A 22,337-nucleotide genomic window follows, 5' to 3' on the forward strand; every position below is an offset into this window, starting at 1 on the left:
TCGACGCGGGGATGCGCGTGGTGCTGGGGTCGGGCGCGCAGTACCCGCCGTCGTGGGTGTCGGCGCTGCCCGACGCGCTGCTGCGCGACCAGCGCGGCGCCGTGCCCCGCTCCGGCGGCGTCGACCTGGTGTTCGCCGCGGCCCCGCGCGCGGCGCTCGACGACTACCTGGCCCGCCTCGTCGCCGCCCTGCCCGCGGCACGCCTGACCGGCATCCGGGTCGGCACGAGCGCGGCCGGCGAGATCGGCTACCCGGGACCGCACGAGTCCGGGTACGGGATCAACTCGTGGTGGGCGTTCGGCGCGCCGGCGCAGACCGGTGCCGGACTCGCACCGGGTCAGCGGCCGACGCCGATGCCCGGCTGGGTGCCCGGCTCGGCGCAGTGGCCGGGCGGCACGGCGACGGCGGCCGGGGCGGGGGAGTGGTTCGGCTGGTACTCCGGGGCGCTGGTCGAGGCGCTCGCCGCGCAGGCTTGGGTGCTGCGCGCGGCGGGGTTCACCGGCCAGGTGCACCTGCCCGTGCCGGGGCGCGGGGTGCTGCCCGCCGACCGGTCGGTGGCGGTGGGCTCGCTGCTCGACGGGCACGGCGACCGCGACGGCTCGCTGGGCCGCGGCCTCGACCACGTCGCCGCCCTGCCCGGGATCGCCGCCGCGGTCCCCGGGCCCGTGGTGATCGGCCTGACCTCGGTGGACGACGCCACCGCCGTCCGCGCGCGGGCCCTCGATCCGCCCGAGGACACGTGCGCGCCCGGGGACCCCGACGTCGCGCTCGATCCCACGACGCGCGTGGAGCGCTGGTCGAACCTGCGCTTCGCCCGCGCCCTGGCCGCGCGCGCCGGGCTGCCCGTCGTCGGCGAGAACCCCGGCCCGCCCGGCGCGACCACGGGCGGCGCCGCCGACTCCGATCCCGAGATCGAGCAGGTGCGCCGCGCCCCGGCGTACGCGCGGGCGTGCGGGCTCGCGACGTTCCTGCTCGCGTTCGAGGAGGACCTGCACACCCCGCGCTCCGGGGTGACGCTCGCCGACTACGTGGCTGCGGGAACCGCATCGCCCCCCGCGACGACCAGCAGACGTGGTCAGCCGAACAGCCCCCACCGAGGCCTTTCCCGTGCTCCGGGAGGACGATCGGGGCGTGGACACGCAGGTCGCCGACGGGGTCGATGCCCCGGTTGTCGAGGAGCCCGCCGCGGAGCCGCCGGGCACCCGCGCGGTCGGCGTCGTCCTGCTCGTCGGGGGCCTGACCGGCGCGGTCGTCTCGCTGCTCCTGCTGCTGGACGAGCTCGCGCTGCTCGCCGACCCGACGTTCGTGCCGTCGTGCAGCATCGACCCGGTGCTGTCCTGCGGGACGATCATGAAGACGTGGCAGGCGTCGCTGCTCGGGTTCCCCAACCCCGTGATCGGCCTGGTCGCCTTCCCGGTCGCCGCCGCGATGGGCGCGCTCGTCCTCGGCGGCGTCGCGCTGCCCCGCTGGGCGTGGTGGAGCCTGCAGGCGGGCACGACGCTGGGCCTGCTGTTCGTGCACTGGCTGATCGTCCAGAGCCTCGTGGTGATCCACGCCCTGTGCCCCTGGTGCATGGTGGCGTGGGTCGCGGTGATCGCGATGTTCTGGTTCGTGACCGTGCACGACCTGCGCGCGGGGCACCTCGGCGGCGCCCCGGCCCCGCTGCGCCGGCACGGCTGGGGGCTCGCGGCCTGGTACCTCGCGATCGTCGTGGCGATCGTCGCGACCTTCCCCGCCTGGGCCGCCGGGCTGGTGGGTCGGTGAGCGCACCCGCTGCCGCCGTCCTCGACCTGGACATCGGCGGGATGACCTGCGCGGCCTGCGCGTCGCGCATCGAGCGCCGGCTCAACCGGATCGACGGCGTCGCCGCGACCGTCGACCTCGCCGGCGACAGCGCCCGTGTCGTCATCGACTCGCCGGAGGTCACGACGGCGACCGTCGTCGACACCGTCGCGAAGCTCGGCTACACGGCGCGGCCGGCGGCTGCCCCTGATGGCGAGCCGGCGGACGACGAGGACGTCGAGCTGCGCGACCTCTGGCGTCGGCTGGTCGTCGCCGCGGCGCTGTTCCTGCCGGTGGCCGACCTGGCGCTGGTGATGACCGCGGTGCCCTCGCTGCGCTTCGGAGGCTGGGAGTGGGTGCTGGCGGTGCTCGCCGCGCCGGTCGTCGCGTGGTCGGCGTGGCCGCTGCACCGGCGCGCGCTCGCCGGCCTGCGCCACGGCACGACCTCGATGGACACGCTGGTCTCGCTGGGCATCGTCGCGGCGACGGTGTGGTCGTTCGGCGCCCTGCTCGGGGGTGCCGCGCCGGCCCCGGCGGCGAGCACGTGGGAACTGCTGCTGCACCCGGCGGGACCGGTGTACCTCGAGGTCGCGGCGGGGGTGACGACGTTCGTGCTCGCCGGGCGCTACGTCGAGCGCCGCGCGCGCCGGGCGTCGGGCGACGCCCTCGCGGCGCTCGCGCGGCTGGCGGCGCGGGACGTGGCGGTGCTGTCCGACGACGGCACCGAGACGCGGGTGCCGGTGGACTCGCTCGCCGTCGGGATGCGGTTCGTGGTGCGGCCCGGCGAGAAGGTCGCCGCGGACGGGCGGGTGGTCGCCGGGCGCTCGGCGGTGGACCGCAGCATGCTCACCGGCGAGCCGGTGCCCGACGACCTCGGGGTCGGCGACCGGGTGGTCGGCGGCACGGTGGCGGTGTCCGGGCGCCTCGTGGTGGAGGCCACCGCGGTCGGCGAGGCCACGGCCCTGGCCGGCATGGTGCGGCTGGTCCGCGACGCGCGCGCCGACAAGGCCGACGTGCAGCGCCTCGTCGACCGGATCTCGGCGTGGTTCGTGCCGGTCGTGGTCGTGCTGGCGGCGCTCACGGCCGCGGGCTGGTGGCTCGCGGGCGCCGGCGCGGCGGGGGCGTTCGCGCCGGCGCTGGCCGTGCTCGTCATCGCGTGCCCGTGCGCGCTGGGGCTCGCGACGCCGATGGCGATGGTCGTCGCCTCCGGCCGCGGGGCCCGGCGCGGCATCTTCCTCAAGGGCCACCACGCCCTGGAGACCAGCCGCCGCGTCGACACCGTGGTGCTCGACAAGACCGGGACGCTGACCACGGGCCGGATGACGGTGGTGTCGGTGCTCGGGGGCGACCTCGTCCTCGCGCGGGCGGCGGGCGTCGAGCGGGGGTCGGAGCACGCGATCGCGACGGCGATCGTGGCCGCGACCGGGGCGGCAGGCGACGCGCCGGCGGAGCCCGAGGACTTCGAGGCGCTGCCGGGGTTGGGAGCGCGGGCGGTGGTGTCCGGGGTGACCGTCACCGTGGGCCGGCCGGACCTGGTCGGCGCGGTGCCGGCGTCGCTGGCTCCGGAGTGGGCGGCGGCCGAGGAGGCCGGGCACACGGTGGTGGCCGTGGGGTGGGACTCGCGCGTGCAGGGCGCCGTCGTGCTCGCCGACGAGGTGAAGCCCAGCGCGGCCCCGGCCGTCGCGATGCTCCGCGAGGCCGGGCTGCACCCGGTGCTGCTCTCCGGCGACCACGAGCGGGCGGCGCGGCACGTGGCCGAGGCGGTGGGGATCGACGAGGTCGTCGCCGGCGTGCTGCCCGAGGGCAAGCTCGCGTTCCTGGCCACGCGGCGCGCGGCGGGCGCCGTCGTGGCGATGGTGGGCGACGGCGTCAACGACGGCCCCGCGCTCGCCGCCGCGGACCTCGGGCTCGCCGTGGGCACGGGCACCGACGTCGCCCTCGACGCCGCCGACGTGATCCTCGTGCGCGACGACCTCACCGCCGTCCCCGAGGCGCTGGCGCTGGCCCGAGCCACGCACCGCACGATCCGCGTCAACCTCGGCTGGGCGTTCGGCTACAACGTCGCCGCGATCCCGCTCGCCGTCGCCGGCCTGCTCAACCCGCTGCTCGCGGGGCTCGCGATGGCCCTGTCGTCGCTGCTCGTCGTGACCTCGAGCCTGCGCCTGCGGGGGCGCTGACCCGCCGGTCCGCCTGTTCGGTCGGGACGCGTCGGGGACCGACTGCTCGGGTCGCGTGCCCGCGCGCGGCGTCGGTCGCCGGGGGATCAGGAGCACACGGTGCACCCGGGGTGGCGGTGCGGCGCACGTGAGGTGCTCATGATCTCCGCCCACGCCGGCGCCGCCGCCCACCCCGCACGCCCGCGTCCCGGCCCTTGATCAGGAGCACCCGGTGCCCGTCTCGGGCCGCGCCGCGGTGCACCACGTGCTCCTGATCTCCGCGCACCGGGGGTGATCGCTCCAGCTGCTCCGCCGGGACGATGACACCGCCTCGCCGGAGCACCCGGAGCGATCATCGAGCTCAGCCCGCGAGCACCTGGTCGAGTTCCGGCGCGCCCGGCTCGACGAGGCGGCCGTCGAGGACCACGGTCGGCGTGCCGAACGAGCCCTGGTTCTGCAGCGCCGGGTCGTTCGAGGCGTCGTGGAAGTTCAGGGCGATCTCGCCGACGTGGCGGCCGGTGGTGACGCAGTCGGCGTAGCCCGGGCCGGCGCCGGCGCGCTGGCCGAGGTCGACCAGCTGGGCGGTGTCGTAGCCGCGCGCGCCCTCGGGCGGCTGGGCGGCGTAGAGGCTGGTGTGCACCGCGGGGAAGGCGCCGTTCTCGGCGGCGCACATCATCGCGTTGCCCGCCGCCGAGGAGTAGCCGGGCGGGTTCGAGCGCTGCTCGAGCAGGTTCACGAGGTGGTAGCGGACCTGCAGGCGCCCGGCCGCCACGGCCTGCGCGATGCGGTCGCCCTCGCGCTGCTCGAACGCCTGGCAGGCGGGGCAGAGCGCGTCCTCGTAGAGGTCGAGGGTGTGGGGCGCGGGCCCGCCGGCGGTGACGACGCCGTCGTCGACGGTCGTCGCGTACTGCGCGGGGGCGGGGGTGTCCGGGATCGCGGCGGGCGCCCCGCCCGACGAGCCGTTGCCCGAGAGCAGCACGCCGCCGAACACCACGGCCGCGACCAGCACCACGACGGCGACCGCCACGATCGTCGGCGTCCGGGACGTCGTGCGGTTCACCGGTGCGGGGCGCTTGGGGCGCGTGGCCATCCGGGGGTCCTCCTCGTGTCGGGGCGCCGGCGGAGTGTGCGGCGCCGCGGGATCGGGTCGTGTCACCGGCCTCGGGCGAGGTCGGCGAGCATCCGGTTCCAGGCGGCGAGCTCGGCGTCGCCGTCCCGGTCGGCGTGGCGGTCGCGGCGGGTGGCGTCGCGGCTGTCGGCGCGCGACCACTGCACCAGCAGCACGATGAGCACGACCACCAGCGGCGCCTCGCCCGACGCCCAGGCGATGCCGCCGCCGAGGTGCTGGTCGGCGAGCAGGTCCGGCACCCAGGGCAGCGCGAGCTGGCCGAAGAAGTCCCCGCCGATCACCGCGTCGGTGCTCATCAGCGCCACGGCGAAGAACGCGTGGAACGGCATCGACGCGAGCAGCATCGCCAGGCACCCGAGGTGCGGCAGCGGGCGCGGCGGGCGGTCGACGCCGATGATCGGCCAGAAGAACAGCGCGCCCGTGAGCAGGAAGTGCACGAACATCAGCTGGTGCGCCCAGTGGTAGGGCAGCGCGAGGGCGTAGAGCGACGAGAAGTACAGCGCGTAGAACGAGCCGACGAACAGGGCGAGCGCCACGAGCGGGTGGGTCAGCACGCGGGTGAGCGGGGCGTCGAGCAGGGAGAGCAGCCACGCCCGCGGGCCGTCGTCGCCGGCCGGCAGCGCGCGCAGCGCGAGGGTCACCGGGCCGCCGAGCACCAGCATGATCGGCACGCCCATCGACAGGATCATGTGCACGCCCATGTGCACGCTGAACGTCGCCATGGAGTGCGCGCCGAGCCCGGAGCTCGTCGCCCACAGCAGCAGCGCGCAGCCCCCGACCCACGCCGCCGTGCGCCCGGCGGGCCACGCGTCGCCGCGCCCGCGCAGCCGCCGCACGCCGGCCAGGTACGTGCCGGCGAGCACCGCGGCGACCACGGCCCACCACAGGTTGAGCCGCCCGGGCCCGAGCAGGCCCAGGACCGTCGGGGGGTCGAGGCGGTAGCCGAGCGCCGCGTCCTGGACGCCCTCGACCGTCGTGAGCACCGGCTCGACGAGCGCGCGCGGCAGCTCGGTGGCCAGCACCGCCCCGAGCCCCACGGCGGGCACGAGCAGCACGGCGACCCCCGCCCGTCGCCGCACGGTCAGCACCGCCGCGCCCGCGAGCAGGCCGAGCTGGACGAGGGCGAGCGGGCCGTGGAGCCCGGCGAACCAGTCGCCGCGCACGATGACCGACTCCGCGACGACCGTGCCGGCGACCGCGGTGCCCGCCGCGACCAGGGCGATCGGGCGGGCCCGCCCGGCGGCGTCGCGGCCGGGCTGCACGGTCTCGAGCAGGGCGAGCCCGAGCCACACGGCGGCGGCGACCGCGGCGAGCGCGGCGGCGTCGGTGGCGATGTCGTGCCCGGCCCGCGCGCTCGCCACCTGCCCGGTGACGGCCGGCGCGACGACGCCGAGCACCGCGAGCACCGCGGCGCCCGCCGTCGTGCGCCACGAGAGCGTGACCCGGCACAGCGTGGCCACCCCGCCCGCGAGGACGGCGGCCACGAGGAACCCGGCCGGCTCCTCCAGGGCGCCCGCGGCGTCGAGGAACGCGTCGGGAGCGGTGAGGATCCGCGGGTCGCTGCCGGTTCCCGCCAGCACGGTGAGCACAGCGGCGCCCAGCGCGCCGACGGCCCAGACCGCGGCCGCGCCGCCCGCCCAGCGGACCGCGGCGTAGGCCTGCGCGCCGAGCGCGCCGCCGGGCGAGCGCCGGGTGACGAGCGCGCCCACGAGCCCGCCGAGCGTCGCGCCGGCCGCGAGCAGGACGACCAGGCGCGCCAGCGCCGTCGCCACCGTGACCGCGGCCGGCGGGGCGGTGACGCCGAGCAGCGCCGCGGGCAGGTCGCCGCGGAGCAGCGCGAAGGCGACGACGAGGCCGGCGAGCAGGGCGGTGACGACGAGGAGGCGCCGGCGGTCACGCGACGTCGGACTCACGCTCCCAGGAGGTCGGGGCAGCGGGGCGCGGGCCGTCGGGCGCGGCGCCCTGGTCGGTGAGGCGGGAGCGCCACCGCGCGCCGGGGGAGGGCCCGGCGCCGGGGCGCGGGGTGGTGCGCACGACGGCGAGCCCCAGCAGGAAGCCGGCGACGACGACGAGGTGCGCGACGACGCGGGCGGGCTCGACGCGCCCGGCGACGAGGTCGATGCCCGAGAGCACCGCCAGCACCGCGATGAAGGCGCCGAGCACGGGCATCAGCCCGGCGAGGTGGCGGCTCCGGACCGCCCCGGCGACGAAGGCGACGCCGAGCGCGAGGTTCCACGCCGCGCTCTCGTGCGCCGCGTGCGCCATCCCCGCGCCGAGGACCATGAGCGGGTCGTCCCCGTGCCCCGCGTGCGTCGCCGCGCCGAGCAGCCCCACCAGCCCGAGCACCGCCTGCGCCAGGCCCACGGCCGCGAGACCCGCGCGGGCCGACACGCCCCACCAGCGCGCCCGCGGGCCCGGGGCGGCGCCCACGACGCGGTCGACGAGATCGGGTCCGCCGACCACCACGCCGGTGCGGGCGCGGCGCGTCACGGCCTCCGCGTCGCGGCGCCACGCGCGGCAGGCGGCGCAGCCGGCGAGGTGCGCGTCGACCCGCGCGAGCTCGGCGGCGTCGGCCTCGCCGTCGAGCGCGGCCGACACCGCCTCCCGGCAGACGTCGCAGTCGCTGGAGCCGGCCATGCCCTGCTGGTCGCCGCGACCCCCGCCGGAGTTCCCGGTCACCCGGACCGACGCTCGGCGCCCGGCTCGCCCAGGGCGTCGACGAGGTCGGCGCGGGCCCGGGCGACGCGCGAGCGGATGGTCCCGATCGGGCAGCGGCACACGGCGGCGGCGTCCTCGTAGCTCAGCCCGATCACCTGGGTGAGGACGAACGCCTCACGCCGGTCGGCGTCCAGGGCGGCCAGCGCGTCGCGGACCGCGGCGGACTCCGCCGGGTCGGGCTGCGGGGCGCGGCCCAGCGGGCGGTCGTCCTCGGCGGGCTCGGCGGGGGCGACCGGGCGGCGGGCGCGCCGGCGCAGGTGGTCGGCGGCGACCCGCCGCGCGATCGAGAGCAGCCAGCTGCGGGCGGGCGCGTCACCCCGGTAGCGGCGCAGCGAGCCGAGCGCGCGCTCGTAGGTCTCCTGGGCAAGCTCCTCGGCGACGCCCGGGTCGGCGAGGTGGCCGAGCAGCCGCCAGACCTGGTGCTGGGTGGCGGCGACGAACTCGCCGGCCGCGGTGCGGTCGCCCTCGCGGGCCCGCAGCGCCAGCGCGGTGATCCTCGCGTCGTCCACCCGGGTACTCCTTCGTCGTCACGCACGTGGTCGTCGCGCGGGGCCCGGGAGTTCCCGGCCGTGACCGTCTCGACAACGGGGCTCCGCCGGCGGCCCGACGGTCCCTACCGTGCCTCCCCGACGGTAGGCCCCCGGGCTCCCTGAGAAGGAGCGGGCCCACACCTGAGAACGCTGCGCCGACCGGGCACACCACCCCCCGGCGGCGAGGTGAGCGGTGTGCGGCTGAACCCGACCGCCGTACCGTCCCCGCAGGTCGCAGGACAGCCACGCCCCACGGAGGACCCCATGACGGACCACGAGCCGCTGCCGGCCGGCGGCCTGCAGCACGTCACGACGTTCTGCGGCCAGTGCTCGTGCGGGTGCCCCGAGCTCTACGTCGACCCCGCCGCCGACGACGACCGCCGCGTGGTCATCACCGACGACTTCGGCCGGTCCATCCGCATGAGCCTCGCGCAGCTCGCCGTGATCGTCGACGACGCCCGCGCCGGCGTGCTGGACGAGCTCCTCGCGGGCGCGCGGTGACCCTCCCCACCTCGGTCGCGGGGTTCCTCGCCGCGGTCTTCCTCGCCGCCGCCGCGCTGTGCGTGGCGAGCCTGTGGCGACGCCGGGCCCGCCACGAGCGCGCCGCCGCGGCGTCCGAGGCGAACCACATCGTCATGAGCGTCGCGATGGCGGCGATGGTGCTGCCCGCGACGATGAGCCTCGTGCCGCCGGTCGCGGGCGCGGTGGCGTTCGGCGCGCTCGGCGTGGTGTGGGCGGTGCGCCTGGTCGCGCTGCGCGCGCAGGGCCGGTCGCTGGGCTCGGCGATCGGCGGCGACCGCTGCGCGGCGCACCCCACCCACCTGCTGCTGAGCAACGCGGCGATGGCCGTCATGTACGTGGCGATGGTCCCGAGCGCCGGCGCCATGGCGGGGACGGGCGAGCACGCCGGCCACGGCGGCGGCGCCTCCTCGCCGCTCGCGCTGCAGGCGGTCTCCTTCTCCCTCGCCGTCTACCTGATCCTGCACACGGTCCTGACCGTCGGCGCGCTCGTGCGCTCGACGACGACGGTGGCCGTGACGGCCGGGGGCGGCGGCGCATCCGTCGGCCTCGGCACCCGCGTCGGTCGCGTGGTCGACGCCCCCGCCGTGCAGCTCGGCTGCCAGGCGGTCACCGGGGCCGGGATGGCCCTGATGCTGCTCGTGCACTGACACGCCCCCCAGGAAGGCTTCCCGTGACCGTCGTCGAGCAGCCCGATGCTGCCCGCAGCAGTTCAGCGGAGCGCGGGACCCGGTCGCTGCTGCGGCCCCTGGTGCTGCGCGTGCACTTCTGGGCCGGCGTGCTCGTCGGGCCGTTCCTGCTGGTCGCGGCCCTGACCGGGCTCGTCTACACGCTCATGCCCTCGCTCGAGACCGTCGTCTACCGCGACGAGCTGACGGTGCCGGCGTCGGCCGCGCAGGTCCCGCTCGCCGACCAGGTGCGCGCGGGCCTCGACGCGATGCCGGGCACCGAGCTGCGGGCCGTGCGGCCGGGCGCGACGCCGACCGACAGCACCCAGGTCATCGCGGACGACGCGAGCCTGCCCGAGTCGTCCTACCGCACCGCCTTCGTCGACCCCCACACCGGCGACCTGCGCGGCGTCCTGGAGACCTACGGCTCGGGACAGGCGATGCCGCTGCGTGCGTGGGTCGACCAGCTGCACCGCAACCTGCACCTCGGCGACGCCGGGCGGCTCTACACCGAGGTCGCCGCGTCGTGGCTGTGGGTGCTCGTGCTGGCCGGGCTCGTGCTGTGGGTCGGGCTGGTCCGGCGCCGCCGCCGGGAGCGCGCCTCGGCGCTGCTGGTCCCGCGCGTCTCGGGCGGGCGCCGGGCGCGGCTCCTGTCGTGGCACGCGGTCGTCGGGCTGTGGGCGGCGCTCGGGCTGCTGTTCCTCTCGGCGACCGGGCTGACGTGGTCCACCTACGCCGGCGAGAACATCAGTGTGCTGCGCGCCCAGCTGTCGTGGGAGACCCCCGAGCCGGCGACGACGCTGCCGGGCACCGCGGCGGCGACCACCCCGGGGTCCTCGGGGGACGTCGACGTCGCCGCCCGGGCCGCGGCGGACTTCGGGCTCACCGGGCCGGTGGAGATCACGCCCGGCGGCGACGGCGCGGCGACGACCGTCACCCAGATCGACCGCGTGTGGCCCCAGCAGCTCGACGCGGTCGCCGTCGACACGGGCAGCGGGCAGATCACCGACGTCGTCCGGTTCGCCGACTGGCCGCTGGCGGCCAAGCTCGCCCGCTGGGGCATCGACGCGCACATGGGCCTGCTGTTCGGCGTCGCCAACCAGGTCGCGCTCGCCGCCCTCGCCGCCGGGCTGGCCTGCTCGGTCGTCTGGGGCTACGTGCTGTGGTGGCGGCGCGGGCCGGGCCGGCGTCCCGGGCACGTGCCGGCCGACGGGGTCCTGCGCTCGCTGCCGCGCCCGTTGCTGGCCGGGGTCCTCGCCGTCACGGTGGCGGTCGGCGTCGCGCTGCCGCTGCTCGGCGCCTCCCTGCTCGTGTTCCTGCTGCTCGAGACGCTGCTGGACCGGCGCCGCACGGCCCCCGCGGACCCCGGCGCGGACGCGTAGCGACACCGCCGCCACGGGCGCGCAGCCCCATCTGGCAGCGTGTCCGACGAGATCGGTCGGGCCGCTCGGTCCGGGGACCTGAGGGGGAAGCGCCGTGTTCACACGTCGGGTGGCCGTGGTGGGAACGGGCTATGTCGGGTTGACGACGGGCGCGTGCCTGGCGTCGCTGGGACACCAGGTGGTGTGCGCGGACATCGACACCGCGAAGGTGGAGCGGCTGCGTCGCGGTGTGGTGGACATCGTGGAGCCGGGCCTGTCGGAGCTGGTGACCGAGCAGGTGTCGGCGGGGCGGCTGTCGTTCGTGGTGGGGGCGGCGGCGGGCGTGTCCGAGGCGTTTCCCGATGACCTGGACGCGGAGATCGTGTTCCTGTGCCTGCCGACGCCGATGGGGGTCGGCGGGGTGGCGGACCTGCGGGCGGTGGAGGCCGTGGTCGAGGAGACCCGGGAGCTGCTGGCGGCGGGCACGGTGGTGGTGAACAAGTCGACGGTGCCGGTGGGCACGGCGGGGCGGACCGCGGAGCTGCTGGACCGCCGGGACGTATCGGTGGTGTCGAACCCGGAGTTCCTGCGTGAGGGCTCGGCGGTGCACGACTTCCTGAACCCCGACCGGATCGTGGTGGGGTGTGACACCGCGGAGGCCGCGGAGCGGGTGGCGGCGCTGTACGCGCGGCTGGGCGCGCCGACGGTGCTGACCGACGCGGCGTCGGCGGAGCTGATGAAGTACGCGGCGAACTGCTTCCTGGCGATGAAGCTGTCGTACGTGAACGCGATGGCCGAGCTCTGCGAGCGGGTCGGCGCGGACATCTCCGACGTGACCGAGGGGATCGGGTACGACCGGCGGATCGGGCAGGCGTTCCTGTCGCCGGGTCCGGGGTGGGGCGGGTCGTGCCTGCCGAAGGACACCCACGCGTTGTTGCAGGTGGCGGACGCCGCGGACTTCGAGTTCCGGCTGTTGCGGGCCACGATCGACACGAACACCCGCCAGCGGCAGCGGATCGTGGACAAGGTGCGGGCGGCGGTGACCGGGCGGCGGACCGGGTCGCTGACCCGGGTGCGGCTGGGGCTGCTGGGGCTGACGTTCAAGGCGGGCACCGACGACCTGCGCGACTCGCCGGCGCTGGCGATCGCGGCGCTGCTGCGCCAGGCCGGGGCGGACCTGGTGGGCTACGACCCGGCGCTGGTGGGGGAGCCGGGGAACCCGGACCGGCCGGTGGTCGACGAGGTCGACGGGGTGCCGCTGGTGACCGACCCGATGGAGGCGGCGCAGGGCGCCGAGGCGCTGGTGGTGCTCACCGAGTGGCCGGTGTTCCGCACGCTGGACTGGGTGGCGATGGCGGGGGCGATGAAGCAGCCGATCGTGGTCGACACCCGCAACCTGCTCGACCCGGCCACGCTGCGCCGCGCCGGGCTGACCGGCATCGGCCTGGGGCGCCGCGAGGCCTGACCGTGATGTCCTGAGCGGGGCCCTGGTCTGGTCCGGGCCCGGACGTCCGCTTACCGTGGTGGGCGTACGTCGGGGCGTCCGCCGAGGCGGCGCGTCGGTCTCATCGGAGAGGCGAGCATGCGCTGCGAGATCGCGGTCGACATCGACTCCTGCCCGGACCACGTCTGGGCGGTGATCACCGACCTCAACCGCTGGCCGCGCTGGACGACCGCCGTCCGCGACGCCGCGCTGCTCGGCGGCGGCACGCTCGCGCTGCACGGCGTCGTGCGGCTGCGGGCCCCGCACCTGCCCGAGCGCACGTGGCGCGTCGCCGAGTTCGCGGCCCGCCGGCACCGCTTCGCCCTGCGCAACGAGGGCATCGGGGGGCGGGCCGACGTCCGCTTCGCGCTCTTCCCGACGGGGGTCTCCCGCACCCGCCTCGTGGTGACCCACGAGCGCGTCGGGTGGTTGGGCACGCCGGTGGCCCGCTTCACCGCCCGGACGGTGCAGGGGAACCTGCAGCTCCTCGGCGCCGACCTCAAGGCGCACTGCGAGACCCGGCGCCGCAGCGGGGTCGCCGCCCCCGCGGGCTGACCCGAACGGGCCTGCTCCCGCTGCTCTGCCAGGGTGGTGTCGCTCGGCCGGTCGGATGTCGGTGGCGCCGAGGACGTGAATTCGGCGTGAGGTCGGGCGACTTGACTCGTCATGCGCCTCTTCCGTCCCGTCCGTCTCGCGCTCACCGCGGGCCTCGCCGCGGCCCTGGCCGTCCTCACGGCCCCGGTGCCCGCGCAGGCCGTCACCGAGCCGGCCTGGGGGCTGGTGGCGTCGTCGTGCACCCCGCCCGACATCGCCGCCAACCGTGCGGTGGGGATCGGGCTCGTCGAGGTCGAGGCGTACTGGGACCGGTACCTCCCGACCCGGGCCGGCGCGGTCGACGCGGCCTACGTCGCGGACCTGCGGGCGCGCGTGACGGCCTGCCTCGACAACGGCATCCGCGTCGTCCTCGGTCCCGGCACGCAGTACCCGCCCGGCTGGGCCCGCGGGCTGCCCGGCGCCGCGCTGGTCGACCAGCGCGGGAAGAACCCGACCACGGGGGCGATCGACGTCGTGTACTCGTCGGCGGTGCGGGCGGCCCAGGGCGACTACCTGCGCCGCCTCGTCGCCGACCTGCCCTCGGCGCGCCTCGACGGCATCCGCGTCGGCACCAGCACCGCCGGCGAGATCGGTTTCCCGGGACCGAACGAGGCCGGTGACGGCTTCCTGCAGAGCTGGTGGGCGTTCGGCGCGGCGCCGGAGCAGGGCACCGGGCTCGCCGCGGGAACGCCCGCGACGCCCATGCCCGGGTGGAAGCCGGGGCAGCCGACGTGGAACGGGCGCGCGGTGACGCCGGCGATGGCCCAGAACTGGTTCCTCTGGTACTCGCGGTCGCTGCTGTACGCGATCAAGGGGCAGGTCGACGTGCTGCGGGCCGCCGGCTACGCGAAGCCCGTCCACGTGCCGTCGCCGGGCAAGGGCGTGCTGCCCGCCGACCTCGCGACGGCGACGGGGGCGCTGCTGGGCGGGGCCGGGGACCGCGACGGCTCGCTCGGGCGCGGGCTCCACTACGTCGACCAGTTCCCGGCGCTGGCCGGCAACGTCGCCGGCCCGCTCGTCGTGGACCTGACCGGCGTCGACGACGCCACGGCCGTCACGGCGCGCCGGCTGGACCCGCCCCAGGACCGGTGCGCGGCGAACGACGCCACCACCAGCGTCGCGACGGGAACCCCGGTGCAGAACTGGTCGAACCTGCGCTTCGCGCGGGCGCAGGCCGCGCGGGCGGGGCTCGCGGCCGTCGGGGAGAACCCCGGCCCGCCCGCCGCGGAGACCGGCGGGACCGCCGCCAGCGACCCCATCGCCGAGCAGATCCGGCGCAGCCCCGCCTACGCGCGCGAGTGCGACCTGGTGGGCTTCTTCCTGGCGTTCGAGAGCGTGCTCAACGACCCGGCGTCGGGGGTCACGCGCCAGGACTACGTCAGGGCGGTCACGGGCTGACCGGGTCCGACCGCGGGTATGTCCCGACCATGGAGGATCCTTCTCTGGGCACCTCGACCTGGATTCCCGGGCCGCGGCAGGTGGTCCGCGAGGCGATGATGCTCACGCGGCTCCCGCGCGGGGTCGCCGGGGTGCTCTGGCGGTGCGTGCGTCCCGAGGCGGCCGTGCACACCATCGAGGAGGCCGGCGACCACCGTGACCTGCCGCCGCCCCTGCCCGACGCCACGCTGCGCGACCAGCCCCTCGAGCAGGGGTTCGGGCCCGCGCTGCACCGGGAGTTCCGGGTGCACGTGGTCGGGGCGCGGCGCGGCGCCGGCGAGCTGATCGACGCACTGGCCCGGAACATGAACCGCGCCGTGGTGCCGGGGGTGGCCCGGTTCGACTACGTGGCGGCGAGCGGGGCGCTGCGGGTCGGCGACGAGCTCGTCGTGCGCATGCCCGGGCCCTGGGACGGTCCGGTGCGGGTGCTGGAGCGGTCGGCGACGTCGTTCCGGCTGGGCACGCTGGTCGGGCACCTCGAGGCCGGACAGATCGAGTTCGCCGCCCACGAGCGGCCCGACGGCGACCTCGAGTTCGGGATCACCACCTGGGCCCGGGCCGGCGACCGCATCGCCGACGTCCTCTACAGCCGCCTCGGGCTGGCCAAGCAGATCCAGTACCTGCTCTGGGTCGAGTTCTGCGTGCGGGCCGCCGAGCTCGCGGGCGGGCACACGCCGGGCGGCGTGACGGTCCGGACGCGGACGGTCGCGTGGCCGGACGGTGCACACAGCTCGGAGGAAAATTCTTCCGCCGCCGTGTAACGGCTCGCGGGCCCAGGACGACATCCCGGGTGCCCCGCGCGGCCACCGGACCCCCGACCCGGTGGCCCGCGGGGCTTTTCCGTGTCCGGGCCCTTCCGCGTCTCACCGGTCCGGGACCCGCGATCGTGTGACTCACGGTGCTTCTGTGACACGCGGGGTGAATGTGGCGGGGTGCCGTCCCTCGGTGGACGTACCCTCCTCCGCGTGGACGACGACGTGCGGGTGACGACGATGATCGTCGGACTGCTCATCGCGTTCTGCGCCCTGCTGCTCGCCAAGTGGCTCGCGGTCGTCGCCATCGCGGCGCTGGTGCTCCTCGCCGTGCTGCGCTTCGCGCTGCGGCGGATCGTCCGGGCGGTCCGCGCCCGGCGGGAGGCGCGGGCGTCCGCTGCGGTGCCCACGACCGACGGTGCGGGGTCGTCGACCGGATCCGGTGCCGTGCCCGCGGCCGGCTCGGGTGCCGGGACGGCGCGTCCGCGGTCGCGCCAGGTGACCGGCCGCGCGGGACGTGTGGGGCGGGGGACCGGCGGGTCGGCGCCGTCGCCCGCGGTCGCCGGGCCCCCGTGCTCCTGGTGCGGGCTCGCCGGCGGTCACCTCGATCTCCACGGCCGCCCCGTCCGGCCGCGCCACGCCCACGCGAGGGCTCTGACCCGCATGTGACCCGGGGCCTCTGCGTGTCGGCAGGCCCCTCGGCCCGCCGCTGGCGAGCGGCACGGTGCGCATGATCGAACGGTCGGATCGCCTGCTGACGGTGCCTCTCGTCGCCCGGGCTCGCCAGAACGATCTCTCCGGGGAGCCGTCGGTGTCGGCGGGCGAGGAGACACTCTCCGCGAGCGCCTCAGAGCGTGAGCCGGGCCAGCAGGGCGCGGTGGTCGGAGCCGGGCACGTCCATGACCGTGACCTCCCGCGCCTGCGGCCCGCCCGTCATGAGCACGTGGTCGATCTGGGCGCCGAGGGCTCGCGGCACGCCCGCGAACCAGCTCCCGGTGAGCGACTCCCCGCGCTCGGTGGCGGCGTCCGTGCACCCTCGCGTGCCTGCGCGGAAGGCGGAGTGGTCGGGGGTCGCGTTGAAGTCGCCGACCACCAGCGCCGGCCCCGCCCCGCACCACCGCTGCATCTGCGCGAGCTCCCCGGGCCAGTAGGAGATCCACTCCGGGACGATCGACACGACGTGCACGGCGCCGAGCCGCACCGGGCCGAGGATGCCGCCGGTGATCTCGGCCCAGGGGTAGCGGGTGTCGGTCGGCGAGCCGGGCGCGTCGGAGATCGTGCGCGCGGTGACGTCACCCGCCCGCGGCGAGGCCAGCACCGTGATGCCGCGGACGTCGGCGGCCCGGGCCGGCACGTTCGTCCACGACCGGTACTCGGGCAGCAGCGCGGCGACCCGGCCGCGGAAGCGCTCGCCGGCCTCGGGCAGCACCACCAGGTCGGGACGCTCGCGCCGCACCACCGAGGCGAGCACGTCCACGTCCGCCCGGCCCTCGAACGCGTTGAACTCGAGCACCGTGAGCGGGGTGCCCCCGGGCGGTGGCGCGGCGACGGGGACCGCGCGCGGCACGACGAGCCCCGCCGCGACCGCCACCACGGCCGCCACGCCGGCGAGTCCCACGACCCCGGGCCGCTGGAGTCGACGCCGGCGGACGGCGACCACCCCGACCAGGAGCGCCGCCGCGGCCACCGTGAGCGCCGGCCGCAGCGCTGTGAACACGGCGAACGGCAGGTGGCGGTCCAGGCCGAGCAGGTCGGGCAGGAGCAGCAGCACCGCGAGCGCCACCGGCAGGACCGCGCGCACCAGGACCCGCCGGACGACGTCCGGGTCGCGCCGCACGACGTCGGCGGCGCGGAACGGCATCGAGCCAGCCTAGGTCGCGCCCGGGCGGCCGGGCGTGAGGTCAGTCGACGCCGCGCGGCCCGATGCCGCCGATCCCCTCGGGCGTCTTCCCGATCTTGAGGTCGGTGACGACGATCGAGCCGTTCTCACGGATGGCCTGCGCCCGGTACATGCCCATCTTGAGGTAGGCCGCGTGCGTGCTCATCGTGCCGTCGTGCGGCTGCCAGTTCGTGACGCCGGTCGGCCGCCCGTCGCGCCAGACGGTGACCGAGCCCTCGTCCGGGTCCTGCGCGAACGTGACGCGCATCGTCAGGTCGATGCGCTGGCCGGGGGAGACCGGGCCGATCGCCTGCATGTCGTCGCCCTCGCTGACCATGTACAGCTGGCCCCGGGTGACCTGCAGCGCCAGCGGCGGCGACCCGTTCGGCGAGGTGTGGTGCCACTGCAGGATGACCTGCCAGTTGCCCGTGTCCGTGGGGAAGTCGTCGGACAGGTGCGCGGTGTAGCGGATGTACTGCTCGTCGCCGTCGACCGGCTCGGTGCCCGGGCCCTGAGGCAGGACCTCGCTGCGCTTGCCGCCGGGGCCGAGGGAGAACTGCCAGGCCTGGCGCCCCGGGTCGTCCGGGTTGGCGACGATCCGCGGCCGCGGCCCGTTCTCGACGAGGCCGTCGTTGGCGCTGTTGTCGAAGAGGTCGTCGAACGCCCCGGCGGCGGCGTCGAACAGGGCGCCGATCACCGGCCGCGGTCCCTCCTCGGTGGGTGTCGTCGTCGTGATCTCGGAGGGCGAGACGGGCACGAGCGACGACGGCGGCGCGGCGACCGGCGCGCTCGGCAGCACGGAGTCGAACAGGCCCGCGGGCGCCGCCACGGAGGGCTGCGGGTCGTTGGGCGCGGACGCCGGCAGTGGCGAGCCGGGTGTCGTGAGCGCGAACAGCGCCGCCACGCCGCCGCCGCCGACGAGCCCGATGGTCGCGCGCAGCGGCAGGCCCCGGCGTTTCGGCGCGGTCTCCTCGACGGGGGACGCCGGGACGGCGTGCCGCGCCGCGGTGGTCGAGGCACCGGGCGCCGCCGCGATCGGCGCCGGGGCCTCGATCGCGGCGTGCCGTCCCGTGGAGGTCGCGGTGGTGACGGCGGTCAGCGCGGTGGTCCCGTCGGGGATCGCGATCGGCCCGGTGACCGGATCGGCGGCGGGGTCGGGACGGTGCCGGGGACGCGGCTCCGACGGGCGTCCGATGACGAGCCCGCCGGTGGGCGCCCCGAGGGTCTCCGTCGCGTCGGCGGCGTGGTGCCGGTGCCGGGGAGCGCCGCCGGTCGCCGTGGGTACCACGAACGGCCCAGTGCCCGGGGCCCGGCGGTGACGCGCTCCCGCGCCGTCCTCGGTGCCGGCCGCGGCCGGCGGGGCGCCCGGGACCCGCATCCCGCGCTGCGCGCGCCGGGTCCGGTGGCTGCGGGTGGGACGCCGCCCGTCGTCGGGCGAGGTGTCGGCGTGGCTCACCACGTCGGTCATCGAGGGCGTCTCCCGGGTCGGTCCGGACGGGTGAAGGGGAGCCCCCGTCACGGGGCCGTGCAGTCGTGCTCGTCTGCCGACACTCTGTCACCCGGCCGTGACTCCGCCCTGCTCCCGAGCGTGGTCCTGGGCCGAACGGCGTGCTCCTCGCGGCGGATGGCTGCGCCGTCCGGCCGTCACCTCACGACCACGTCACGTGGCCGACCGCTGCCCGACGGTGACGAGCCTGGTCGCGGTGGCATCACGGCGCGGTGTCGGTCCGGCGTCGACGACCGGTCGGCCCGGCGGCGATCGTGTTGACCGCGACCGATCGTCCCGGCCGTTCGCCGCTCGTCCCCGGCGGGTCGCCGTCGCCGCGACGCCGTGATCGCCGGAGCTGAGCGCCCCGTGTCCCGGCCCCCGCGTCACGCTCGTCCGATCGGGGGAGCAGTCCGGCCGGTCGTCGCGTCCCGACGGCGCGTGGGCGGAGGTCTCCTCAGGGTCTCTCAGGTTCGCGGTTCGTGACCGGCCGCATCCCTAGCGTTTCCGGCGATGCGTACGACGACCACGCCGGAGCACCCCCTCACGGGGTCGGGTCCGGCCACCGCGAGCCACCCCGGGGGCCGTGACGGAGCCGGACTGGTCCGGATCGGTCTGCACCTGCTGCTGGCCGCGCTGCCGCTCCTCGCGATCTCCGCCCACGTCTTCGGGCTGATCACGATGAACGTCTCGGCCGGGCTCCTCGTGATCCCGCTGGCCGCCGCGATCGTCGCACTGACGGTCCTCGCGCCGCACACGGGCGACCGCGTCGTCGCCGACGGGATGATCTGGGGCGTCGTCGGCTGCGCCATCTACGACGGCTTCCGCCTCACCACGGTCCACGTGTTCGGCTGGTGGGCCGACTTCATCCCCACCATGGGCACCTGGATCACCGGCAACCCCGACGACATGACGGCCGGGGCGGTCGTCGGCTACCTCTGGCGCTACGTCGGCGACGGCGGCGGCATCGGCATCACGTTCTTCGCCCTGGCCTGCGCCTTCGGGCTGCAGCGCTGGTCGCGCCGCGCCGTGGTGGGCGCGTCGATCGCGTTCTCGGTCTTCCCGGTGTGGGCCGGCCTGATGGGCACCGTCGCGATCGCCCCGCGCGGTCAGACCATGATGTTCCCGCTGACCTGGGTCACGATCACGCTCTCGCTGATCGGCCACCTGATCTTCGGCTGGATCATGGGGCTGGGCTTCTACCGCTCCCGCTCCGTGCGCCGGTCGTGGCCCTGGGAGCCCCTGACCGGCAGCATGCCCGCACTGCCGACGGGCACCGGGCGCCAGCCCGCGCTCCCGGCGCCGCGCAACCCGCAGACCCCGCCCGCCGGGCAGTCGATGGACCCCGACACCTGGGAGCTCTGGCGCCGCCAGCTCGAGGCGAACACCGCCGGCCGGCGCTCCGCCCGCCGCGAACGCGTGCGCTGAGCCGCACCCCTCCTTCTCCGGACCCCGCTCCCCAGCGCCGCACGGCCCCGGCCCGTCCCCCGACGGGTCGGGGCCGACGCGGTCCCGCGGGTCCCGGAGCACGGACAGCACACGGCCCCGGTGGCGTTTCGGGGACGCCACCGGGGCCGTGCCGGTCCTGCCGCGCGAGCGCGGTGGTTACCGGATCGGGATCTCCATCGGGACACCCGAGCCCTCGGTCGAACCCTCGGTCGCGCCCTCGGCGGACGGGGTGCTCCCGGCCGACCCGGACGACTCGGCCGACGCCTCGGACTCGTCGGAGCCCTCGTCCTCCGAGGTGGCCTCCTCCGAACCGGTCTCCTCGTCGCTGGTCGCCGGCGCCTCGCCGACGATCGGGCCGAGCAGCTCGCTGGCCGGCGGGCAGACGGCGTCGTGCACCGGCTGCGTGGCCTGGCCGCCGGCCTCGAAGAGCGGCGCGGTCGCGTCGCCCGTGACGGCGTTGACGGTCGCCTCGCCGGTCTTCGTCGTGTCGTCCACGACCGGGATGTCGCAGGACCCGCCCTCGCCGCTCGACCCGCTCGGCGAGTGCTCCTGGCCGTGGGCGTGCTCGTGGCCGGACGACGACGCCTCTCCGGCGAAGGCCATGCTCGTGCCGCCGCCGAGCAGCGCGACCGCCGCCGTGGCGGTGAACAGGCCGCGGCCGGCGACGGAGGACATGGCGCCGCCGGAGCGGCGCGCGGAGTGCTGACCCATGGGTCTGTACCTCTTCGCGTCAGGTGGGAAGCGGTGACGACGCACGAGGTGCGGGACCCCGTCCGTCTGGAGAACGTGACGCTGCGTCTCCTGGGCGGGACAACGAGTGAGGTAACGACTTGATAACGGAGGCCTGGGTCACCCCACACGGACGAGCGACGAACCTCGGGAGCTCAGCCGACCCGGGCCACCGACAGGGCCACCGCGCCGCCGTTGGAGCCGTACCCGGTCCACGCGTCGTTGGCGAAGGCGTACAGGTAGCCGCCCCGCGCGGTGGCGAGCTCGTGGTGCCCGGTCGGGCCGATCGGGACCGTGGTGCCCTCGCGGACGGTGCCGTCGACGTCGACGACGTCGTCGGCGACCGCGGCGACCAGCTCGAGCCACGCGGCCTCGGGCACCCGGCGGCTGCCGACGACGTCGCTGCGCGCGTTGCCGGTGACGCGCTCGACGAGCCGGCGCACCCCGTCGAGCGCTGTCCCCACCGTGTAGGCGGGCCACGACGTCACCGGCCACGGGGAGGCGCCGGTGCCCGGGGAGGCGGCCCCGTGGTCGCGCCACTCGCCCGACACGGCGAGCGCGTACCGGCCCGGCACGAGGAAGAGCCCCGTCTCCACCCAGGGCTCGTCGGCGCCGACCGCCACCACGGCGGACTCGCCGACCGCCAGCACCCGCCCGGGCCGGTAGGGCGGATCCCAGGAGTCGACGCTGTCGCAGCGCCGGCGCGCGACGGCCGACGCGCTGACGTCCGGCGCGCCCTCGACCACGCGCGGGGCGGGGCGCGGCCGCGGGCTCAGCAGGCGCCACAGGCCGTCGACGCCGTCGTCGTGCGGGCCGCACGGGTCGCCCTCCGGGCGCGGCGGGGCGTCGGTGCGCCACCGCGGGGCGATCGTCGCGTCGAGCTCGTCGAGCATCCAGCGCAGCGCCCCGTCGGACAGCGCCGTGCCGGAGCCGCCGCCCCCGACGTCGCCGTGCCCGCCGGGGAACCAGACCTGGGCGAACGTGGTGTGCCGGTCCGGCGGCGGCGTCGGCCACAGCGACGGCACGTACGGGCCCCGCCGCTCGTCGAGCGCGACGGCCTGGCGGGCGTGGCGGACGTCGGGGGCGAGCTCGAGGTCGTGGAACTCGACGCGCTCGGTGCCGGCGAGGCCGGAGAGCAGCCCGAACGTCCGCGGGATGCCCAGCGCGCCGACGGTGTCCCACACGCCGAGGAACGCGATCGGCGCCCGGTCGTCGGGGGCGAACCCCGGGTGGAAGGTGAGGCCCTCGAGGTCCCGCCCGGCGCGGTAGCCCTCGCTGAACACGCGGGCGACGACCGCGTCGCGCGCCGCGTCGTCCTGGTCCGCGGAGAAGGCCACCAGGCCGCACCGGGCGAGCATCCCGACCGTGCTCCGCGCGGTGAACGCGCCGCGGCTGTAGCCGAGGAGCACCAGTTCGTCGCCGGGCCGGAACGTCTCGGCGAGCCACCGGCAGATCTCGCGGATCGCCTCGGGCAGGCCCGTGCCGAAGGCGCCGTCGAGCACCCGGCGCACCGGCCCGCCGTCGGTGGCGAGCCCCTCGAAGTACCGGGGGAGCTGCTCGTCGGTGACGGCGAGGCGGTCGTGGAGGCGTCGCACGTTGGTGTGGTCGGTGGCCGTGTTCCAGGTGCCGTCACAACAGACGACGAGACGCCGCGTCACGCTCACC

Annotated in this window: 20 protein-coding genes; 11 read left to right on the forward strand and 9 right to left on the reverse strand. The window is 76.7% G+C overall.

Annotated features, from left to right (window positions below; translation table 11 throughout):
• Positions 1-337 precede the first annotated feature (337 nt).
• The gene (locus ACFPK1_RS26825) at positions 338-997 is read right to left on the reverse strand and encodes a hypothetical protein (protein ID WP_378024011.1); all 660 of its coding nucleotides are present in this window, start codon (positions 995-997) and stop codon (positions 338-340) included.
• Positions 998-1,131: 134 nt separating this feature from the next.
• On the opposite strand from ACFPK1_RS26825, the gene ACFPK1_RS26830 reads away from it, so the two are divergent.
• Together ACFPK1_RS26830 and ACFPK1_RS26835 are read left to right on the forward strand one after the other, a co-directional pair.
• Positions 1,132-1,764, forward strand: coding sequence for a vitamin K epoxide reductase family protein (locus tag ACFPK1_RS26830; RefSeq protein ID WP_378024012.1), 633 nt, complete (start codon positions 1,132-1,134; stop codon positions 1,762-1,764).
• Positions 1,761-3,959, forward strand: a complete 2,199-nt coding sequence (locus tag ACFPK1_RS26835; RefSeq protein WP_378024013.1) for a heavy metal translocating P-type ATPase — start codon at positions 1,761-1,763, stop codon at positions 3,957-3,959. The genes ACFPK1_RS26830 and ACFPK1_RS26835 overlap by 4 nt, the downstream gene beginning before the upstream one ends.
• A 340-nt stretch (positions 3,960-4,299) precedes the next feature.
• Here the strand turns inward: ACFPK1_RS26835 and ACFPK1_RS26840 are convergent, their stop codons facing one another.
• The 4 genes from ACFPK1_RS26840 to ACFPK1_RS26855 all read right to left on the reverse strand — a co-directional run bounded on the left by ACFPK1_RS26840 (position 4,300) and on the right by ACFPK1_RS26855 (position 8,294).
• Complete coding sequence (locus ACFPK1_RS26840; protein ID WP_378024014.1) at positions 4,300-5,028, reverse strand: DsbA family protein; 729 nt, start codon at positions 5,026-5,028, stop codon at positions 4,300-4,302.
• Positions 5,029-5,090: 62 nt separating this feature from the next.
• Positions 5,091-6,980, reverse strand: coding sequence for a cytochrome c oxidase assembly protein (locus ACFPK1_RS26845; RefSeq protein WP_378024015.1), 1,890 nt, complete (start codon positions 6,978-6,980; stop codon positions 5,091-5,093).
• Positions 6,961-7,746: a zf-HC2 domain-containing protein gene (locus ACFPK1_RS26850; RefSeq protein WP_378024016.1), complete on the reverse strand. Its 786-nt coding sequence runs from the start codon at positions 7,744-7,746 to the stop codon at positions 6,961-6,963. Before ACFPK1_RS26850 ends, ACFPK1_RS26845 begins: the two co-directional genes overlap by 20 nt.
• Positions 7,743-8,294, reverse strand: coding sequence for a sigma-70 family RNA polymerase sigma factor (locus ACFPK1_RS26855; RefSeq protein WP_378024017.1), 552 nt, complete (start codon positions 8,292-8,294; stop codon positions 7,743-7,745). Before ACFPK1_RS26855 ends, ACFPK1_RS26850 begins: the two co-directional genes overlap by 4 nt.
• Positions 8,295-8,579: 285 nt before the next feature.
• Between ACFPK1_RS26855 and ACFPK1_RS26860 the strand changes: the two genes are divergently transcribed.
• From ACFPK1_RS26860 to ACFPK1_RS26895, 8 genes are all read left to right on the forward strand, one after another.
• Positions 8,580-8,816, forward strand: coding sequence for a hypothetical protein (locus tag ACFPK1_RS26860; protein WP_378024018.1), 237 nt, complete (start codon positions 8,580-8,582; stop codon positions 8,814-8,816).
• Entirely contained in the window at positions 8,813-9,484 is a 672-nt protein-coding gene (locus ACFPK1_RS26865) for a DUF5134 domain-containing protein (protein WP_378024019.1), read from the forward strand. The genes ACFPK1_RS26860 and ACFPK1_RS26865 overlap by 4 nt, the downstream gene beginning before the upstream one ends.
• Before the next feature lie 23 nt (positions 9,485-9,507).
• The gene (locus ACFPK1_RS26870) at positions 9,508-10,884 is read left to right on the forward strand and encodes a PepSY-associated TM helix domain-containing protein (protein WP_378024020.1); all 1,377 of its coding nucleotides are present in this window, start codon (positions 9,508-9,510) and stop codon (positions 10,882-10,884) included.
• Between the two features lie 94 nt (positions 10,885-10,978).
• Positions 10,979-12,328 carry a UDP-glucose dehydrogenase family protein gene (locus tag ACFPK1_RS26875; protein ID WP_378024021.1) on the forward strand — a complete coding sequence of 450 codons (1,350 nt, stop codon included), beginning with the start codon at positions 10,979-10,981 and terminating at the stop codon, positions 12,326-12,328.
• Between the two features lie 117 nt (positions 12,329-12,445).
• Positions 12,446-12,901 (forward strand): SRPBCC family protein, encoded by a 456-nt coding sequence (locus ACFPK1_RS26880; RefSeq protein WP_378024022.1) that lies wholly within the window; start codon positions 12,446-12,448, stop codon positions 12,899-12,901.
• 111 nt (positions 12,902-13,012) lie between these two features.
• Positions 13,013-14,338 carry a hypothetical protein gene (locus tag ACFPK1_RS26885; protein ID WP_378024023.1) on the forward strand — a complete coding sequence of 442 codons (1,326 nt, stop codon included), beginning with the start codon at positions 13,013-13,015 and terminating at the stop codon, positions 14,336-14,338.
• Positions 14,339-14,367: 29 nt separating this feature from the next.
• On the forward strand, positions 14,368-15,138 hold the full coding sequence (locus tag ACFPK1_RS26890; RefSeq protein WP_378024024.1) for a DUF1990 family protein: 771 nt from the start codon (positions 14,368-14,370) through the stop codon (positions 15,136-15,138).
• Between the two features lie 204 nt (positions 15,139-15,342).
• Complete coding sequence (locus ACFPK1_RS26895) at positions 15,343-15,798, forward strand: hypothetical protein (protein ID WP_378024025.1); 456 nt, start codon at positions 15,343-15,345, stop codon at positions 15,796-15,798.
• 178 nt (positions 15,799-15,976) lie between these two features.
• On the opposite strand, the gene ACFPK1_RS26900 is transcribed toward ACFPK1_RS26895, so the two are convergent.
• Both ACFPK1_RS26900 and ACFPK1_RS26905 read right to left on the reverse strand, forming a co-directional pair.
• Entirely contained in the window at positions 15,977-16,990 is a 1,014-nt protein-coding gene (locus tag ACFPK1_RS26900; RefSeq protein ID WP_378024026.1) for an endonuclease/exonuclease/phosphatase family protein, read from the reverse strand.
• A 40-nt stretch (positions 16,991-17,030) separates the two neighbouring features.
• On the reverse strand, positions 17,031-18,476 hold the full coding sequence (locus ACFPK1_RS26905) for a heparin lyase I family protein (protein WP_378024027.1): 1,446 nt from the start codon (positions 18,474-18,476) through the stop codon (positions 17,031-17,033).
• 531 nt (positions 18,477-19,007) lie between these two features.
• On the opposite strand from ACFPK1_RS26905, the gene ACFPK1_RS26910 reads away from it, so the two are divergent.
• Positions 19,008-19,922, forward strand: a complete 915-nt coding sequence (locus ACFPK1_RS26910) for a hypothetical protein (RefSeq protein ID WP_378024028.1) — start codon at positions 19,008-19,010, stop codon at positions 19,920-19,922.
• A 177-nt stretch (positions 19,923-20,099) separates the two neighbouring features.
• On the opposite strand, the gene ACFPK1_RS26915 is transcribed toward ACFPK1_RS26910, so the two are convergent.
• A complete protein-coding gene (locus ACFPK1_RS26915; RefSeq protein WP_378024029.1) occupies positions 20,100-20,654 on the reverse strand; it encodes a hypothetical protein in 555 nt (184 codons plus the stop codon).
• A gap of 173 nt (positions 20,655-20,827) precedes the next feature.
• The gene (locus tag ACFPK1_RS26920) at positions 20,828-22,336 is read right to left on the reverse strand and encodes a DUF2235 domain-containing protein (RefSeq protein ID WP_378024030.1); all 1,509 of its coding nucleotides are present in this window, start codon (positions 22,334-22,336) and stop codon (positions 20,828-20,830) included.
• Position 22,337: the final 1 nt, after the last annotated feature.

Source organism: Actinomycetospora rhizophila (genome assembly GCF_042657905.1).
Taxonomy (GTDB): Bacteria; Actinomycetota; Actinomycetes; order Mycobacteriales; family Pseudonocardiaceae; genus Actinomycetospora; species Actinomycetospora rhizophila.

What these genes read in the sequence shown, in the direction of transcription:
- ACFPK1_RS26840 (WP_378024014.1), bottom strand. Translation starts at nt 5,028, where the DNA reads ATGGCCACGCGCCCCAAGCGCCCCGCACCGGTGAACCGCACGACGTCC.
- ACFPK1_RS26860 (WP_378024018.1), top strand. Translation starts at nt 8,580, where the DNA reads ATGACGGACCACGAGCCGCTGCCGGCCGGCGGCCTGCAGCACGTCACG.
- ACFPK1_RS26880 (WP_378024022.1), top strand. Translation starts at nt 12,446, where the DNA reads ATGCGCTGCGAGATCGCGGTCGACATCGACTCCTGCCCGGACCACGTC.
- ACFPK1_RS26885 (WP_378024023.1), top strand. Translation starts at nt 13,013, where the DNA reads ATGCGCCTCTTCCGTCCCGTCCGTCTCGCGCTCACCGCGGGCCTCGCC.
- ACFPK1_RS26890 (WP_378024024.1), top strand. Translation starts at nt 14,368, where the DNA reads ATGGAGGATCCTTCTCTGGGCACCTCGACCTGGATTCCCGGGCCGCGG.
- ACFPK1_RS26900 (WP_378024026.1), bottom strand. Translation starts at nt 16,990, where the DNA reads ATGCCGTTCCGCGCCGCCGACGTCGTGCGGCGCGACCCGGACGTCGTC.
- ACFPK1_RS26905 (WP_378024027.1), bottom strand. Translation starts at nt 18,476, where the DNA reads ATGACCGACGTGGTGAGCCACGCCGACACCTCGCCCGACGACGGGCGG.
- ACFPK1_RS26910 (WP_378024028.1), top strand. Translation starts at nt 19,008, where the DNA reads ATGCGTACGACGACCACGCCGGAGCACCCCCTCACGGGGTCGGGTCCG.
- ACFPK1_RS26915 (WP_378024029.1), bottom strand. Translation starts at nt 20,654, where the DNA reads ATGGGTCAGCACTCCGCGCGCCGCTCCGGCGGCGCCATGTCCTCCGTC.